The following is a 16,687-nucleotide window of genomic DNA, read 5'->3' as shown; positions in this document are numbered from 1 at the left end:
AGTTAATTCATTCACAATTCATATGAAAAAACATCACCTTAGGAAAAATAAATTTTCACATAGGGAGGCAAGTTATTATAGTCAATTCAGATAGTTTGGTGTTACAAACTAACTTTAAATTATGCATTTTGCTTTAACAAATGTTTAGTGAAACTTCTTTAGATAGCCAATCACAAGCATTTCGACGAACTGCTCATGTTCTCTGCTAAATCCGAGTAGCTGCCGTTCTGCGTACTGTACGTCCTTAGCGCGCGGATTTGGCCGGTCCTTTAGGCCGTACTGATGGACACGCGCGATGCGCTGCACTTTGCCGGTAAATTCCACCACGGCACTATTTTCACGGCCACTGGCTTTCATGTACCGGTTAGTGCGCAGCTTTTGAAACATCGCCCGCTTAATCCGACCTCTTTTAGCCCTGAGAGGCTGACGCTTTCGCACCTGATACGGTGAGCCGTCCGGGGCTTTTTGCTGTTTGATGCGTTGCTGCTGCGCCGCTCTGAGCTGTTTCGCAATCTCACCGGCAAGCTTTCGACGCCCTGCAGGTGACAGAGCAGCAACCCATGCGCTTTCCAGATCACCAAGAGCCTGATAACGCAATATTGTGCTCAACGCCGGGCTGAAGGTATTAAGCCAACTACCATCAACCGCGACCTGATTACATTAGGTGGGATGTTTACTACCCTGATTGAGTCAGAAATGTATAACGGCGAGCATCCGTTTAGGGGGTTCAAAAAACTGAAAGAGCAGACTGCCGAAACGGGCTATCTCACTCTTGAGGAAATTGACGCCTTACTGGCAGCGCTTTCAGGAGATAATCGTAAAATTGCCGTCTTGTGTCTGAGTACCGGGGCAAGATGGGGTGAGGCTGCAAGGCTGAAAGCGGAGAACGTGATTCATAACCGGGTGTCTTTCGTTAAGACGAAAACCAACACACCGCGTACGGTCCCGATCTCTGATGACGTTGCGGCTTACGTAGTCGGCAAAACACGAGGCTTTCTTTTTCCTGAAGCCAGTTATGCTGACTTCAGGCGAACCCTCAAAGAGGTTAAGCCCGATTTACCGGCCGGACAAGCAACACATGCGCTACGACACTCTTTCGCCACGCACTTTATGATTAACGGGGGCAACATCATTACACTGCAGAGGATCTTAGGTCATACGAAAATTGCGCAGACAATGGTCTATGCGCACTTCGCTCCTCAGTACCTGCAGGATGCGATTTCGCTTAACCCGTTGAAGGGTGCAAATGGTTGTCAGAGTGTCCACAATGTGTCCACACCCTAGCCGCTTTTTATGGCTTTTGGCTGCTAGTAGTATAACGTGAAGCCTTGTCTGGCGCGGCTTCCCAGCTACGCCAGACATTAAAAAGGCCCCCTCGGGAGCCTTTTCTTCATTCAGTGCAGCGACGCCAGCCTCGCCGCAAATCCGACAAACAGCAGTCCTATCAGCCCGTTCCCCAGCTTCGCCAGTTTCTTTTTAGTTTTGAGGTAACGCGTGACAAACGCGCCTGAAAAAATCAGGAAGCTCATGTACATGAAGCTGATCAGCTCAAGCGTTGTGGCGAGGATCAGGAACGACGTGCCGGTATTCTTCGCATTGACATCAATGAACTGCACGAAGAACGACACGTAAAAGAGAATCGCTTTCGGGTTCGTCAGGCTAAGCACCAGCGAACGCTTAAGGATTGCGCTTGCCGGTTCGGCGCTACTTTCGTGCGCATTTTTTTGACGCGTCATAACGGACCAGAGCATTTTTCCGCCCAGCCACAGCAGATAAAACGCGCCCAGATAGCGGACAATATTAAATAAAACCGGAGTGGTCTGGATCAACGCGGCGACGCCCGCCCAGGCCAGAAACATCAGCACGGCATCACCAATAAACACACCGGTGGCTGCCAGATAGCCTTTCTTAACGCCGTGGCCAATCCCTGTTTTCAGCACAAACAAGGTGTTCGGTCCTGGAACCAGCACGATAAAAAATGCGCCGACAACATAGGTCCAGAAATTCAGTACACCAAACTCCGCAAACACGTCTCACTCCTTTCGCTCAAAAACAGCGGGGATACCGGTAATTACGGTATCCCCTGAATCAGTTGCGCTATTGTACGCCGTTATAGCCATCAAGATAAGTCGCGGCCAGTTCGTTACCAAATAATAGGGCGTCTTTACTGTCCATGTCCGAAGACCATTTATCCTTCGCGTTGCCTGCGAACAATTCCTGCGACTTCGCATTTTCTTTTAGCTGATCGCGAATGCTTTGCGCGTATTCACTGGCTTCAGCCTCAGTCCGCCCTTGCGCGCGGTCAGCTTTGCCACGGGCATAAAGCTCGCGGAACTGCGCCACGTTCAGCTGATAATTTTTCTGCACGCTGGAGGTGTAATTGCCGCCAGTAAAGCTGGACTGATGCGACACGAAATAAAACGCGTGCCGTTCGGGTGAGGTTTTGCTGCTGGCACAACCGCTTAATATCGCAATCCCAAAGAGTGCTGCCATTACTTTTCCGTTCATCCTTTTTTCCTTTAATAAAAATGTATTCCCCATGCGAAAACATAATCTGCCAATGAGGAAAATGACGAAAGTCCTAAATCTTCCCTGAGCGCATCCAGCGCCAAAAGTACAATAAAAATCCAGAGATAAGGATTCATCTTTTAATATCATGACGTTATGGGGACTTAGTATATCGCGGAAAGCAGATGGGAAGAGACTGCAAAAATTGATAGCCTGGATGTTTAATGGGCACCTTTACGGTGCCCTTCATGCTTTTCAGATGTCCTGGACCGCGAACAACAGCGCGTTACGGTGTCTGTTCAGTCCACATTTTCTGATGGCGTGGATACGCATATTGCGGCGGGATTGTGCTTCCAGCCAACGAGCCTTACGACGACTCACCTGTCGCAACATGCGCCAGCGCCCAACTTCAGTTCTACTGCGCTTCATGTCTACAACTCTTTCTCTAACAGAGATGCCATTATATGCCTAAGCAGGCGGCAAACCAGCGCTTTTATCTGCCGTTTTTATTTGCCAGATGAATCCTGATGCGTAAACTCATAACAATACGCTTTCAAAAGGATTTTTTATTTATGACAACCTTCTACACCGTGGTGAGTTGGCTGGTCATTTTAGGATACTGGCTGTTAATTGCCGGGGTGACGTTGCGCATTCTGATGAAACGCAGAGCGGTACCTTCCGCCATGGCCTGGCTTCTGATTATCTACATTCTGCCGCTGGTGGGCATCATCGCCTATCTCTCTTTCGGTGAACTTCATCTGGGTAAACGCCGCGCCGAACGCGCCCGCGCCATGTGGCCCTCCACGGCGAAATGGCTTGCCGACCTTAAAGCCTGCAAGCATATCTTCGCTGAAGAGAACAGTAGCGTGGCCGCATCTCTGTTCAAGCTGTGCGAACGCCGCCAGGGGATTGCTGGGGTAAAAGGCAATCAGCTGCAACTGATGACCTCTTCTGATGATGTGATGCAGGCGCTGATCCGTGATATCCAGCTCGCCCGGCATAATATCGAGATGGTGTTTTATATCTGGCAGCCGGGCGGCATGGCGGACCAGGTCGCCGAATCGCTAATGGCCGCTGCACGTCGCGGTATCCACTGCCGCCTGATGCTGGACTCCGCCGGCAGCGTGGCCTTTTTCCGTAGCCCGTGGGCAGGCATGATGCGCAACGCCGGTATCGAGGTGGTCGAGGCGCTGAAAGTGAATCTTTTCCGCGTCTTTCTGCGCCGCATGGATCTCCGCCAGCACCGGAAAATGGTTCTGATCGATAACTACATCGCCTACACCGGCAGCATGAACATGGTTGACCCCCGCTTCTTCAAGCAGGATTCCGGCGTGGGGCAATGGATCGATCTGATGGCGCGGATGGAGGGACCGATCGCGACCTCAATGGGCATCGTCTACTCCTGCGACTGGGAAATTGAAACCGGTAAACGCATTCTTCCCCCGCCGCCGGATGGCAATATCATGCCGTTTGAGGAAGCCAGCGGGCACACTATCCACACTATCGCCTCCGGTCCTGGCTTCCCGGAAGATCTGATCCATCAGGCACTGCTTACCGCCGCCTACTCCGCGCGGGAATATCTGATCATGACCACGCCCTATTTCGTTCCCAGCGACGACCTTCTGCATGCCATCTGTACAGCGGCACAGCGCGGAGTGGATGTGAGCATTATTATGCCGCGCAAGAACGATTCGCTGCTGGTAGGATGGGCAAGCCGCGCGTTCTTTAGTGAGCTGCTGGCCGCAGGCGTTAAAATTTATCAGTTCGAAGGCGGCCTGTTACACACCAAGAGCGTGCTGGTGGACGGAGAGCTGAGCCTGGTGGGTACCGTCAACCTCGATATGCGCAGTCTGTGGCTGAATTTTGAAATTACGCTGGTCATTGATGACGCCGGGTTCGGTGGCGATCTGGCAGCGGTTCAGGACGATTATATCTCCCGCTCACGCCTGCTGGACGCCAGACTGTGGGCGAAACGTCCGCTGTGGCAGCGAATTGCCGAACGACTGTTTTACTTCTTTAGTCCGTTGCTGTAAAACGTGCCCAACGATGTTTAACAGGTAGTCATCATGGAAATGGATCTGAACAATCGCCTGACCGAAGACGAAACGCTCGAACAGGCCTACGATATTTTTCTCGAGCTGGCGGTCGATAATCTCGACCCTGCTGACGTCATTCTTTTCAACCTGCAATTTGAAGAGCGTGGCGGTGCTGAGCTGTTCGATCCGGCTGAAGACTGGGCCGAACACGTTGATTTTGACCTCAACCCGGACTTCTTCGCCGAGGTGGTGATTGGCCTGGCAGATGAAGACGGCGGAGAAATTAACGACATCTTTGCCCGCGTCCTGCTATGCCGCGAGAAAGATCACAAACTGTGCCATATTCTCTGGCGCGAATAATAAAAAAGGCTGCCCGCGCAGCCTTTTTTATTTAATCCGGTAAGGCATTTCCACAGCGGTGACAAAACCGCGCGCCGGGTTCATGATTCCCCTGCTGACAATTCGGACATTTGCGTTGCTGCTTGCTGTTCTGGAAGGCGCTGCTCATATGGGTGGTAATTAGCCCCGTCGGAATCGCTATCACCGAATAGCCGATCAGGATAAGAACCGATGCCACAATACGTCCGAGCGGCGTATGCGGGGTAATATCGCCATAGCCCACGGTGGTCACCGTGACGATAGCCCAGTAAACAGACGCATTAAGCGTGGTAAACCCGTATTTCGGCCCTTCGATTAAATACATCAGGGAGCCAAAAACGATCATCACGATAGCAATAAACGAATAGAAGAGAATCAGCTGGTGGCGGGCGCTGACAATGGCAACCCAAAAAACCCGCAGCGACGGCATAAAGCGCAGCAGTTTGAGAATCCGTAACACACGAATCGCCCGCATTGCACGCCAGGCAAACACATAATTCAGGCTGATCTCAGGCCACAGCCACATGACATACAGCGGCAGGATGGTGGCTAAATCAATAAATCCCCAGAAGCTGAAAACGTATTTCGCCGGATTCGGCCAGCTAATGACCCTCAGCACATATTCCGCAGTAAACACCAGCGTGACAATCAATTCCAGCCAGACGAAAACGTGCCACTCCTCATACGTCATGTGGTACTGCGTTCCGGCGCCGGATTCGATAAAGATAATAATGACGCTAATCAGCGCAAATAAACCACACAGACCTTCGAAGCGGCGACCGGAAACCGTTTCAGGATCAAATAAAAGGTGATACAGCCGCTGACGGGCCGACGTGAATAATCGCGACACATTAACCTCGAAAAATAAGGGCTGACATCATGTCAGCCCTTGCGATTATAACGAGTCTACTTTCAGGCAGGAAACCGCATGTCGGAAACTGCCCTCCAGAACCGGCCGTGTTTTTGCACATTCCGGCCCGGCTATTGGGCATCGAGTACGGAATACGCAGCCTGAAGGCGGGTTGATTGGCGAAGGCAGTTCACCTTCCAGAAGCTGAATGGTTTTATTTTTTTCCAGATCGGGGTCCGGAACGGGAACCGCAGACATCAGCGCTTTGGTATAAGGGTGCAAAGGATTGTGGTACACCTCATCATACGTGCCCAGCTCTACGGCGTGGCCCAGATACATGACCAGCACACGGTCCGAAATGTGTTTTACCACCGCCAGATCGTGGGCGATGAAGATCAGCGACAGCCCCATTTCCCGTTGCAGTTTCTGTAGCAGGTTAACCACCTGGGCCTGGATGGAAACGTCCAGCGCCGAAACCGGCTCATCACAGATAATCAGTTTTGGTTCAAGGATCAACGCGCGTGCGATACCGATACGCTGGCACTGACCGCCGGAAAACTCGTGTGGGTAGCGGTTGATGAGGTTAGGCAGCAGACCCACCTTGAGCATCATCGCTTTCACCCGATCGCGAATTTCCTGGCGCGGCATCTTCGGATGATAGGTGCGCAGCGGCTCGGCAATGATTTCGCCAATGGTCATACGCGGGTTCAGGGACGCAAGTGGATCCTGGAAAATCATCTGGATGTCGCTGCGCACGTCGCGCCATTCATCCGGCTTCATCCCCAGCAGATCTTTGCCAAGCCAGGCCACTTTCCCGTCGGTAGCCTTCACCAGGCCGATGATCGCCCGCGCAAACGTCGATTTGCCGCAGCCGGATTCGCCTACCACGCCCAGAGTTTCGCCTTCGTACAGGCGCAACGTGACGCCATCCACCGCTTTCAGGGTTTTGGCAGGCTGCCAGAACCACTGTTTACCGTCTTTGATATCGAAATGGACCTTCAGGTCAGCGATTTCGAGCAGCACATTTCTTTTTTCGTCGATCGCGTTCATACCAGCTCCTCCAGCGGCTTAAAGCAGGCGCGCAGACGGCCTGGGGCAAACGCTTCCAGCGGCGGTGCGCTGTTACAGATTTCCATCGCATGCGGACAACGCGGCTGGAACGGGCAGCCTTTTGGCAGGCGCAGCAGGTTTGGCGGGTTACCCGGGATAGTCAGCAGCGACTCCCCTTCCGCATCAAGACGCGGAACGGCATTCAGCAGCCCGATAGAGTACGGATGGGCTGGCTGGTAGAACACATCGCGAGCATTACCGTATTCCATCGTGCGGCCTGCATACATGACTAACACTTTGTCGCAGATCCCGGCAACGACGCCTAAATCGTGGGTAATCATGATGATGGCGGTGTTGAACTCGCGCTTCAGCTCATTCAGCAACGTCATGATCTGCGCCTGAACGGTCACGTCCAGGGCGGTGGTCGGTTCATCAGCGATCAGCAGTTTTGGCCGGCAAAGCAATGCCATCGCGATCATAACGCGCTGACGCATACCGCCGGAAAACTCGTGCGGATACATGCGCATGCGCTTGCGTGCTTCAGGCATTTTCACCGCATCCAGCATTTTGACGGACTCTTCAAACGCTTCGGCTTTGCCCAGCCCCTTGTGGAGCATCAGCACTTCCATCAGCTGTTCACCCACCCGCATATAGGGGTTCAGGGACGTCATCGGATCCTGGAAAATCATTGAAATCTGCTCGGCGCGCAGCTTGTTCAGCTCATGTTCCGGCAAATTCAGGATCTCTTTCCCGTTAAACGTCGCCGAACCGCCGATCACGCCGTTTGACGCCAGCAGGCCCATCAGCGCGAATGCGGTCTGGGATTTACCGGAACCGGATTCGCCCACAATGCCCAGCGTTTCACCGGCACGCAGGTCGAAGTTGAGATCGTTAACGGCAGTAACATCACCGTCGGGGGTTTTAAACGTCACGCGGAGGTCTTTAACGTCCAGCAGTGCGCTGGTCCGCTGTTGCGCCTGTGGCGCGGTTGCCGTTTCAATAATGGTCATGACGGCGCTCCTTAACGGTCTTTCGGGTCGAGGGCATCACGCAGGCCATCGCCGATAAAGTTGAAACAGAACAGGGTGACGACCAGGAAGCCCGCCGGATACAGCAGTAACCACGGTGACACTTCCATGGAGTTTGCGCCATCACTTAACAGAGCGCCCCAGCTACTCAACGGCTCCTGCGTACCTAATCCCAGAAAGCTCAGGAAAGATTCAAACAGGATCATACTTGGCACCAGCAGAGAGGCGTATACCACCACCACGCCCAGCACGTTAGGAACGATATGACGCACCACAATATTGGCGGTAGAAACGCCCCCAACCTGTGCGGCTTCGATAAACTCCTTACGTTTGAGGCTCAGCGTCTGGCCGCGCACAATACGCGCCATATCCAGCCAGGACACCATCCCGATCGCCACGAAGATTAGCAGGATATTTTGACCAAAGAAGGTCACCAGCAGAATGACGAAGAACATGAACGGGAAGGAGTTCAGGATTTCTAGCAGACGCATCATCACGGAGTCCACTTTCCCGCCGAGGTAACCGGAAAGCGAGCCGTAAAGCGTGCCGACAATCACCGCCACCAGCGCCGCCGCGATGCCAACCATCAGGGAGATACGGCCGCCAATCGCCACACGCACCAGCAAATCACGCCCGGAGGAGTCGGTGCCGAAATAGTGCCCGGATTCCATATCCGGCGCGCTGGACATCATGCCCCAGTCCGTATCGAAATAGGTGAACTGAGAGAGCATGGGTGCCAGGGTTACGAACAGCGCGATAAGCACCAGCACGACCAGGCTGGCAACGGCGGCACGGTTATGCATAAAACGACGGCGGGCGTCCTGCCAAAGGCTACGACCTTCGACCTCCAGCTTTTCACTGAAGTTTTCCAGCGCCTCGCTGTTTTTCTTACTCAACATCATGGCGTGCTCCAGTTAGTAACGGATTTTCGGGTCGATAACGGCATATAGCACATCGACAACGGCATTAAACAGAATGGTCAGCGCGCCCACGAGGATCGTCAGGCTCAGCACCAGCGAATAGTCACGGTTAAGCGCGCCGTTAACAAACAGCTGCCCGATGCCCGGCAGACCATAAATGGTTTCAATCACCATTGAACCCGTGATAATGCCGACGAAAGCCGGACCCATATAGGAGAGTACCGGTAACAGTGCAGGCTTGAGGGCATGACGGAAAATAATCCGGCGCATCGGCAGCCCTTTCGCACGGGCGGTACGGATGAAGTTCGAGTGCAGGACTTCAATCATTGAACCGCGGGTAATACGGGCGATGCTGGCGATGTAGGCCAGAGATAATGCCACCATCGGCAATATCATGAACTTCAGCGCCCCGCCGTTCCAGCCGCCCCCGGGAAGCCATTTCAGGGTTATGGCGAATATCATGACCAGCAACGGCGCGACAACGAAGCTGGGGATAACCACCCCGGTCATTGCGACCCCCATTACGGCGTAATCCCATCGGGTATTTTGTTTTAGCGCAGCGATAACGCCCGCAGTGACACCGAGAACAACGGCCAGGATAAATGCAGCAGCCCCTAATTTAGCCGATACCGGGAAGCTGGACGCCACCAGGTCGTTAACGGAATAGTCTTTATATTTAAATGACGGACCAAAATCACCGTGTGCAAGCTGCTTCAGATAGTTGAAGTACTGCGTGGTGATAGGATCGTTTAAATGGTATTTCGCTTCGATGTTGGCCATAACTTCTGGCGGAAGCGTGCGTTCACCGGTAAAAGGACTGCCCGGTGCAAGACGCATCATGAAGAAGGAAATTGTAATTAGAATAAATAACGTTGGAATCGCTTCAAGACAGCGACGCAGGATAAATTTCAACATTGCCCGTACCTTCTGGCGTGTGCCTGATGAATGTTACAAAATAGACACAGTGGGGCAAGCTCGCTCGCCCCACGTATTGCCATTAATGCTTGATAATATAAAGATTCTTAACGGAAATATTATCCAACGGGTCTTTACCGGTATAACCCCCTACCCATGGTTTCACCAGGCGGGCGTTAACGTAGTAGTAAACCGGAACGATCGCAGAGTCTTTATCGAGCTGTTGTTCTGATTTCGCGTACAGATCGGCGCGCTGGGCGTCATCTGCCACCTTCAGGGTTTCGCCAATCAGCTTATCAAACGCCGGGCTCTTATAGTGTGCGGTATTGTTCGAACTGTCGCTCAGCATGGTGTTCAGGAATGAGGTCGGTTCGTTATAGTCCGCACACCATCCTGCACGAGCCACGTCAAAGGTTCCCTGGTGGCGCGTATCGAGGAAGGTTTTCCATTCCTGGTTTTCCAGCTTCACGTTCACGCCGAGGTTTTTCTTCCAGATTGACGCGACGGCAATAGCCAGCTTTTTATGCAGATCGGAGGTGTTGTACAACAGGCTAAAGGTCAGCGGCTTGTCGGCGGTATAGCCAGCTTCAGCCAGCAGTTTTTTCGCTTCTTCGTTACGTTTTTCCTGGGACCATTTGAACCATTCAGGTTCAACCAGCTTCATACCGTCGGTGTAAGGCGGGGTGTAGCTGTAAGCCGGCAGGTCGCCCTGATTCTTCACTTTATTCACGATAATGTCGCGATCCAGAGCCAGCTTCAGTGCGGTACGAACACGTACGTCGGTGAACGGTGCTTTCTGGTTGTTAATTTCGTAATAGTAGGTGCACAGATACGGATCGACGTGAACTTCTTTAGGGATCTCTTTTTTCAGCTTCTGGAACAGTTCAATCGGCATATTGTTATAGGTCATGTCGATTTCACCGCTGCGGTAGCGGTTTACGTCCGTCACTTCAGAAGAGATTGGCAGGTAGGTGACCTGATTGATAACGGTCTTCGCATTATCCCAATACTGCGGGTTGCGCTCCAGCACCATACGTTCGTTAACGACCCAGTCCTTCAGCTTATATGCACCGTTGGTCACGATATTCGCAGGCTGCGTCCATTTTTCACCAAATTTTTCTACTGCGGATTTTGGTACCGGGGAGACGGACGGGTGAACCAGCAGCTTATAGAAGTACGGAACAGGTTCGCTCAACGTCACTTCAAAGGTGTTGGCATCGATGGCTTTTACGCCCAGGTCGGTAACTGGCTTTTTACCCGTGATGATGTCATCGATATTGGCAATATGGCCATACTGGAGGTAACTCGCATACGGGGAGGCGGTATTCGGATCCGCCAGACGCTGCCAGCTATAGACGAAATCTTCGGCGGTAACCGGCGTACCGTCAGACCATTTCGCATCTTTACGCAGATGGAAGGTCCAGACTTTAAAATCTTTGTTGTCCCATTTTTCCGCCACGCCCGGAGCCGGGTGGCCGTCTACGTCAGTCACCAGCAGACCTTCAAACAGATCGCGGTTAACGTTAGACTCTGGAACACCTTCAATTTTGTGCGGATCAAGAGACTGCACTTCCGCACCGTTATTACGTACCAGCGTTTGCTTCTCAGCCAGCTGAACACCAGCAGGAACGTCCGCAGCCATTGCAGCGTTGCCCGCGATTAGCGCAGTTAAAATCCCCGCCGCTACCAGACTTTTTTTTGTGATGATGGACATTGTGTTGATACTCCACTCATTATAATGACCGGCCTTCGCCAGTTGTGTAATCCCCTGTTGGGGCCTGTACAGCGCAGGAGTTTTTTTTGCTACTGTCAGGTTCTTTTTTTACTTCTTGCTATCACCGACTTCATTATTACTGACCGCTCGTACGGCGGTCTTGCGTCGATTCTTTACACCTCTCCCCTGTCAGAGAGATGCGTTGGATATCTTATGTGAGGGCTATATGAAAATAGTTCTCATCAACTTGTTTAATGCTGCAAAATATAAGGCCGGAAAGTACCAAATGGTGCCAACTCTCGCCAATACATTTTGCAAATTTGTTAAGCATTTCTCTTTTGCGATGGCTGGCATAACTGTGGTGCCAACCCTGGCTTACGCCGAAATCAACAAAAAGAGATGTAATTCATACAGATAAGAAATTTTGTTGCTACAAACGCGACGACAAAGCTTGGCCGAACGATTTTTCACGATAATTTAACAATTGATTATTATTTAGCACATTCGTCTGAGTCAGCGTCGAAATTACTAATATCATTTCGGTTATCTGTCAGCAAGCCCCAGAGTATCATGTGAGTAAAATAACAGAGGGTTTGAGGGATTTATGCGCGGCAAGGGGAAATGAAAATAAACAACCCCTTGAAAAACAACAGAAGAGGATTATTAGTAGAACTTATTATGACTGGCGCCTATTTCAACTTTATTTATATGATTTGCAGATAATCACGTAAAAAAAACGGAGCCGCTGGCTCCGCTCTTTCAAATGAAAGTCAGTGTACTAACCCGGGGAATATACTTTTAATACCGGTAACGATAAATTCGATGCCCAACGCCATTAACAACAGACCCATGATACGGGTAATCACGTTGATGCCCGTTTGTCCCAGAAAGCGAACCAGCCATGGCGCCATACGAAATACACCCCAGCAGCACAGCGCGAACAGCGCAATAGCGACGGAAAAGCCAATCAGGTGCATCAGGCTGTGGTAGCGCGTTCCCCAGACAATAGTGGAACTGATCGCCCCCGGGCCCGCCATCAGCGGCAGTGCCAGTGGCACAACCCCGATGCTCTCGCGGATAGCTGTCTCTGATTTTTCCTGCTTGTTCTGTTTATCCTCCCCCAGCTTGCCGCTGATCATCGACATGGCAATCGTCACCACCAGGATCCCGCCTGCTATACGGAACGAATCAATTGAGATGCCGAAGACCTGAAGAATGGCGTCTCCGAGATAAAGAGAGGTAAGTAGGATGATCGCCACCGACAGGTTTGCCGTCAGGTTGGTTTTATTTCGTGCCGCAGCCGTCTGATAGCTGGTCATACTAATGAAGACAGGGATGATCCCTACCGGGTTAACCAGAGCAAACAAGCCGATAAAAAACTTGAAATATGTAGGGAAATCAAAGAGCGTTTGAATCACATTAAGCTCCGCAATTGAGCATGGCCAGGGAGAAACTGCGTGTCATGATAAATCCGCGCTGAAGATACGCTTTTTAGCCGCATACTTCACCAGAAATCTGTTCTTAAACGTTATCAATTCATGATGTTAAACATTTGTGTAATCAATGATATCGCTGCTTCCAATAGTTACTTAATTATTTAACAGTTGAATAATTAGCACAAAATAACCCTGCTGAAAGGTATCAGCTTAGGACAAAATTGATCTCGATCATAATTTTCGTACTCAGAAGTGAGTAATCTTGGTTACGCCGCCAGGGAGATCACCTATCAAAAAGGTATGATGCTAAGGTAAGGCTCTTTTAGTAAATTAGTGAGCTGGAGCAGTGAGTAATCCTTTGTTTTACTGTGTGTTACGCAAGTGGGATCGGCTCTGACTATACTGTCAGACGTATCGAGCGCTGGTTTACTAAAAGAGTTTAAACATTATCAGGAGAGCATTATGGCTGTTACCAATATCGCTGAACTGAACGCCCTCGTCGAGCGCGTAAAAAAAGCCCAGCGTGAATATGCCAATTTCACCCAAGAACAGGTTGATAAAATCTTCCGCGCGGCCGCTCTGGCTGCTGCTGATGCTCGAATCCCTCTCGCTAAAATGGCCGTTGCCGAATCTGGCATGGGTATCGTTGAAGATAAAGTGATCAAAAACCACTTTGCTTCAGAGTATATCTACAACGCCTATAAAGATGAGAAAACCTGCGGTGTGCTGTCAGAAGACGATACTTTCGGCACCATCACCATCGCAGAACCGATCGGCATCATTTGCGGTATCGTTCCAACCACTAACCCAACCTCTACCGCCATCTTCAAATCTCTCATCAGTCTGAAGACACGTAACGCAATCATTTTCTCCCCGCATCCACGTGCGAAGGATGCCACCAACAAAGCAGCAGATATCGTGCTTCAGGCTGCCATTGCGGCGGGTGCGCCAAAAGATCTCATCGGCTGGATCGACCAACCTTCTGTTGAACTGTCCAACGCACTGATGCATCACCCGGACATTAACCTGATTCTGGCGACCGGTGGTCCTGGTATGGTTAAAGCTGCGTACAGCTCCGGTAAACCAGCCATCGGCGTAGGCGCAGGTAATACCCCTGTGGTGATCGACGAAACGGCTGATATCAAGCGTGCTGTTGCCTCTGTGCTGATGTCTAAAACCTTCGATAACGGCGTTATCTGTGCATCTGAACAGTCTGTTGTCGTGGTTGATTCGGTATACGACGCCGTTCGTGAACGTTTCGCCAGCCACGGCGGCTACCTGTTGCAAGGTAAAGAACTGAAAGCCGTTCAGGACGTGATTCTGAAAAATGGTGCGCTGAACGCGGCTATCGTAGGTCAGCCTGCATATAAAATCGCTGAGCTCGCTGGCTTTAGCGTCCCTGCTACCACCAAGATTCTGATTGGTGAAGTGAAAGTCGTTGATGAAAGTGAGCCGTTTGCTCACGAGAAACTCTCCCCGACGCTGGCAATGTACCGTGCGAAAGATTTCGATGACGCGGTAGATAAAGCAGAGAAGCTGGTGGCGATGGGCGGTATCGGCCACACCTCTTGCCTGTACACCGACCAGGATAACCAGCCTGAGCGTGTTGCTTACTTCGGTCAGAAGATGAAGACGGCACGTATCCTGATCAACACTCCTGCTTCTCAGGGTGGTATCGGTGACCTGTACAACTTCAAACTCGCACCTTCCCTGACTCTGGGTTGTGGTTCCTGGGGTGGTAACTCCATCTCTGAAAACGTTGGTCCAAAACACCTGATCAACAAGAAAACCGTTGCTAAGCGAGCTGAAAACATGTTGTGGCACAAACTTCCGAAATCTATCTACTTCCGCCGCGGCTCTCTGCCAATCGCGCTGGATGAAGTGATTACTGATGGCCACAAACGTGCGCTCATCGTGACCGACCGTTTCCTGTTCAACAATGGCTATGCAGACCAGATCACCTCTGTTCTGAAAGCGGCTGGCGTTGAAACTGAAGTCTTCTTTGAAGTTGAAGCTGACCCAACCCTGAGCGTTGTACGTAAAGGCGCTGAACTGGCGAACTCCTTCAAACCTGATGTGATCATCGCACTGGGTGGCGGTTCCCCAATGGACGCCGCGAAAATTATGTGGGTGATGTACGAGCATCCGGAAACTCACTTCGAAGAACTGGCGCTGCGCTTTATGGATATCCGTAAACGTATCTACAAGTTCCCGAAAATGGGCGTGAAAGCGAAAATGATCGCCGTCACCACCACTTCCGGTACTGGTTCAGAAGTGACGCCATTTGCCGTTGTGACTGATGACGCAACCGGTCAGAAATACCCGCTGGCTGACTACGCACTGACGCCAGATATGGCTATCGTTGACGCCAACCTGGTCATGGAAATGCCGAAATCACTGTGTGCGTTCGGTGGTCTGGATGCGGTAACTCACGCTCTGGAAGCTTACGTTTCCGTACTGGCTTCTGAGTTCTCTGACGGTCAGGCTTTGCAGGCGCTGAAACTGCTGAAAGAAAACCTGCCAGCTTCTTACAACGAAGGTTCGAAAAACCCTGTTGCGCGTGAACGTGTACACAGTGCGGCAACCATCGCGGGCATTGCGTTTGCTAACGCCTTCCTGGGTGTCTGTCACTCCATGGCGCACAAGTTGGGTTCACAGTTCCACATTCCTCACGGTCTGGCGAACGCCCTGTTGATCAGCAACGTTATCCGCTATAACGCAAACGACAACCCAACCAAGCAGACTGCATTCAGCCAGTACGACCGCCCACAGGCGCGCCGTCGTTATGCTGAAATCGCAGATCACCTGGGTCTGAGCGCACCGGGCGACCGTACTGCCGCGAAGATCGAGAAACTGCTGGCATGGCTGGAGAGCCTGAAGGCTGAACTGGGTATTCCTAAATCTATCCGCGAAGCAGGCGTTCAGGAAGCTGACTTCCTCGCTCACGTAGATAAGCTGTCTGAAGATGCATTCGATGACCAGTGTACTGGTGCTAACCCGCGCTACCCACTGATTTCCGAACTGAAACAGATCCTGCTGGATACTTATTACGGTCGTAACTTCACTGAAAGCGATGTCGCTGCCGTAAAAGTTGAAATCCCCGCAGTTGTAAAGGCTGACAAGAAAGCGAAGAAAAATGCTTGATTGACAGTATGATAAAAAAACCCGCCGCTGGCGGGTTTTTTTATATCTGAGGATCCGTAAAACATTCTTATTATTTTCGATTGTCGCCCTGTAACGCCGTCAGCGAGCCTACAGCCAGCGCCTCTTTATAATGCTTGCGGCAGACCGAGACATAACGTTCATTGCCTCCTATCACCACCTGCTCGCCATCAGCATAGGGTTTACCCGACTGGTCCAGGCGAAGAACCATACTTGCCTTGCGGCCACAAAAGCAGATTGTTTTCAGCTCAACCAGCTTATCCGACCAGGCCAGCAGATACTGACTGCCGGCAAATAACTCCCCACGAAAATCGGTACGTAATCCATAGCAAAGAACGGGAATATCCAGCTCATCAACGACCTCTGAAAGCGCATGGACCTGCTCTCGGGTCAGGAACTGGCTTTCATCTACCAGCACGCAATGGACAGGCTTAGTGGCATGCTCGGCACGAATGTCCTCCAGCAGGTCCGTTTCAGGGTTAAACAGCCTTGCAGGCGACGAGAGCCCTATTCTTGAGCTCACCTTCCCTGCCCCAAAGCGATCGTCGATTTCGGCGGTATAAACAACGGTACGCATCCCCCGCTCCTGATAATTGTATGAGGATTGCAGTAACGCCGTCGATTTCCCTGCATTCATTGCCGAATAGTAGAAATAAAGTTGTGCCATTGGCCGAAGAACCCTAATCAATG

General features: G+C 51.4%; 16 protein-coding genes and 1 pseudogene. 4 read left to right on the top strand and 13 right to left on the bottom strand.

Annotated features, from left to right (window positions below; all coding sequences use genetic code 11):
• Positions 1 to 144 precede the first annotated feature (144 nt).
• Entirely contained in the window at positions 145 to 600 is a 456-nt protein-coding gene (locus O1722_RS10255; protein ID WP_080296607.1) for a phage virion morphogenesis protein, read from the bottom strand.
• Between O1722_RS10255 and O1722_RS10250 the strand changes: the two are divergent.
• Positions 550 to 1,284 (top strand): annotated as a pseudogene (locus O1722_RS10250) (phage integrase); the annotation flags it as partial. The gene O1722_RS10255 and the pseudogene O1722_RS10250 overlap by 51 nt on opposite strands.
• Before the next feature lie 110 nt (positions 1,285 to 1,394).
• On the opposite strand, the gene leuE reads toward O1722_RS10250, so the two are convergent.
• The 4 genes from leuE to O1722_RS10230 form a co-directional block, all read right to left on the bottom strand.
• Positions 1,395 to 2,030 carry a leucine efflux protein LeuE gene (gene leuE / locus O1722_RS10245; RefSeq protein WP_006810877.1) on the bottom strand — a complete coding sequence of 212 codons (636 nt, stop codon included), beginning with the start codon at positions 2,028 to 2,030 and terminating at the stop codon, positions 1,395 to 1,397.
• Between the two features lie 67 nt (positions 2,031 to 2,097).
• Positions 2,098 to 2,508: an Exc2 family lipoprotein gene (locus tag O1722_RS10240; RefSeq protein ID WP_033486847.1), complete on the bottom strand. Its 411-nt coding sequence runs from the start codon at positions 2,506 to 2,508 to the stop codon at positions 2,098 to 2,100.
• An 11-nt stretch (positions 2,509 to 2,519) separates the two neighbouring features.
• Positions 2,520 to 2,645, bottom strand: coding sequence for a KPN_01571 family protein (locus O1722_RS10235; protein WP_208971014.1), 126 nt, complete (start codon positions 2,643 to 2,645; stop codon positions 2,520 to 2,522).
• Positions 2,646 to 2,763: 118 nt separating this feature from the next.
• Positions 2,764 to 2,937, bottom strand: coding sequence for a YciY family protein (locus O1722_RS10230; RefSeq protein ID WP_017384232.1), 174 nt, complete (start codon positions 2,935 to 2,937; stop codon positions 2,764 to 2,766).
• A gap of 143 nt (positions 2,938 to 3,080) precedes the next feature.
• On the opposite strand from O1722_RS10230, the gene cls reads away from it, so the two are divergent.
• The gene (gene cls / locus O1722_RS10225; protein WP_003856750.1) at positions 3,081 to 4,541 is read left to right on the top strand and encodes a cardiolipin synthase; all 1,461 of its coding nucleotides are present in this window, start codon (positions 3,081 to 3,083) and stop codon (positions 4,539 to 4,541) included.
• A 33-nt stretch (positions 4,542 to 4,574) separates the two neighbouring features.
• On the top strand, positions 4,575 to 4,904 hold the full coding sequence (locus tag O1722_RS10220; protein WP_003856748.1) for an HI1450 family dsDNA-mimic protein: 330 nt from the start codon (positions 4,575 to 4,577) through the stop codon (positions 4,902 to 4,904).
• Positions 4,905 to 4,935: 31 nt separating this feature from the next.
• Here the strand turns inward: O1722_RS10220 and O1722_RS10215 are convergent, their stop codons facing one another.
• The 7 genes from O1722_RS10215 to O1722_RS10185 form a co-directional block, all read right to left on the bottom strand.
• Positions 4,936 to 5,772 (bottom strand): ion transporter, encoded by an 837-nt coding sequence (locus O1722_RS10215; protein WP_003856745.1) that lies wholly within the window; start codon positions 5,770 to 5,772, stop codon positions 4,936 to 4,938.
• 45 nt (positions 5,773 to 5,817) lie between these two features.
• The gene (gene oppF / locus O1722_RS10210) at positions 5,818 to 6,822 is read right to left on the bottom strand and encodes a murein tripeptide/oligopeptide ABC transporter ATP-binding protein OppF (RefSeq protein WP_033486846.1); all 1,005 of its coding nucleotides are present in this window, start codon (positions 6,820 to 6,822) and stop codon (positions 5,818 to 5,820) included.
• Positions 6,819 to 7,832: an ABC transporter ATP-binding protein gene (oppD, locus tag O1722_RS10205; RefSeq protein ID WP_017384234.1), complete on the bottom strand. Its 1,014-nt coding sequence runs from the start codon at positions 7,830 to 7,832 to the stop codon at positions 6,819 to 6,821. The genes oppF and oppD overlap by 4 nt, the downstream gene beginning before the upstream one ends.
• Before the next feature lie 11 nt (positions 7,833 to 7,843).
• The gene (gene oppC, locus O1722_RS10200; RefSeq protein ID WP_003856740.1) at positions 7,844 to 8,752 is read right to left on the bottom strand and encodes an oligopeptide ABC transporter permease OppC; all 909 of its coding nucleotides are present in this window, start codon (positions 8,750 to 8,752) and stop codon (positions 7,844 to 7,846) included.
• A 12-nt stretch (positions 8,753 to 8,764) separates the two neighbouring features.
• Positions 8,765 to 9,685: an oligopeptide ABC transporter permease OppB gene (oppB, locus tag O1722_RS10195; RefSeq protein ID WP_003856738.1), complete on the bottom strand. Its 921-nt coding sequence runs from the start codon at positions 9,683 to 9,685 to the stop codon at positions 8,765 to 8,767.
• An 82-nt stretch (positions 9,686 to 9,767) separates the two neighbouring features.
• Positions 9,768 to 11,399, bottom strand: coding sequence for an oligopeptide ABC transporter substrate-binding protein OppA (gene oppA, locus O1722_RS10190; RefSeq protein ID WP_003856736.1), 1,632 nt, complete (start codon positions 11,397 to 11,399; stop codon positions 9,768 to 9,770).
• 770 nt (positions 11,400 to 12,169) lie between these two features.
• On the bottom strand, positions 12,170 to 12,817 hold the full coding sequence (locus O1722_RS10185) for a YchE family NAAT transporter (RefSeq protein ID WP_100151292.1): 648 nt from the start codon (positions 12,815 to 12,817) through the stop codon (positions 12,170 to 12,172).
• A gap of 480 nt (positions 12,818 to 13,297) precedes the next feature.
• Here O1722_RS10185 and adhE point away from each other — a divergent pair, with 480 nt between their 5' ends.
• On the top strand, positions 13,298 to 15,979 hold the full coding sequence (gene adhE / locus O1722_RS10180; RefSeq protein WP_032103375.1) for a bifunctional acetaldehyde-CoA/alcohol dehydrogenase: 2,682 nt from the start codon (positions 13,298 to 13,300) through the stop codon (positions 15,977 to 15,979).
• Positions 15,980 to 16,049: 70 nt separating this feature from the next.
• On the opposite strand, the gene tdk is transcribed toward adhE, so the two are convergent.
• Entirely contained in the window at positions 16,050 to 16,664 is a 615-nt protein-coding gene (tdk, locus tag O1722_RS10175) for a thymidine kinase (protein WP_033486914.1), read from the bottom strand.
• Between the last annotated feature and the right edge of the window lie 23 nt (positions 16,665 to 16,687).

This window comes from Enterobacter cloacae complex sp. HYC003_NIDB (genome assembly GCF_056673375.1).
Note: the sequence above shows the minus strand (reverse complement) of the source record. Positions and strands in the feature narration are given on the sequence as shown.

Coding starts and splice junctions, on each gene's coding strand:
- O1722_RS10240 (WP_033486847.1), bottom strand. CDS start 2,508: ATGAACGGAAAAGTAATGGCAGCACTCTTTGGGATTGCGATATTAAGC.
- O1722_RS10235 (WP_208971014.1), bottom strand. CDS start 2,645: ATGAATCCTTATCTCTGGATTTTTATTGTACTTTTGGCGCTGGATGCG.
- O1722_RS10230 (WP_017384232.1), bottom strand. CDS start 2,937: ATGAAGCGCAGTAGAACTGAAGTTGGGCGCTGGCGCATGTTGCGACAG.
- cls (WP_003856750.1), top strand. CDS start 3,081: ATGACAACCTTCTACACCGTGGTGAGTTGGCTGGTCATTTTAGGATAC.
- O1722_RS10220 (WP_003856748.1), top strand. CDS start 4,575: ATGGAAATGGATCTGAACAATCGCCTGACCGAAGACGAAACGCTCGAA.
- oppF (WP_033486846.1), bottom strand. CDS start 6,822: ATGAACGCGATCGACGAAAAAAGAAATGTGCTGCTCGAAATCGCTGAC.
- oppD (WP_017384234.1), bottom strand. CDS start 7,832: ATGACCATTATTGAAACGGCAACCGCGCCACAGGCGCAACAGCGGACC.
- oppC (WP_003856740.1), bottom strand. CDS start 8,752: ATGATGTTGAGTAAGAAAAACAGCGAGGCGCTGGAAAACTTCAGTGAA.
- oppB (WP_003856738.1), bottom strand. CDS start 9,685: ATGTTGAAATTTATCCTGCGTCGCTGTCTTGAAGCGATTCCAACGTTA.
- oppA (WP_003856736.1), bottom strand. CDS start 11,399: ATGTCCATCATCACAAAAAAAAGTCTGGTAGCGGCGGGGATTTTAACT.
- adhE (WP_032103375.1), top strand. CDS start 13,298: ATGGCTGTTACCAATATCGCTGAACTGAACGCCCTCGTCGAGCGCGTA.
- tdk (WP_033486914.1), bottom strand. CDS start 16,664: ATGGCACAACTTTATTTCTACTATTCGGCAATGAATGCAGGGAAATCG.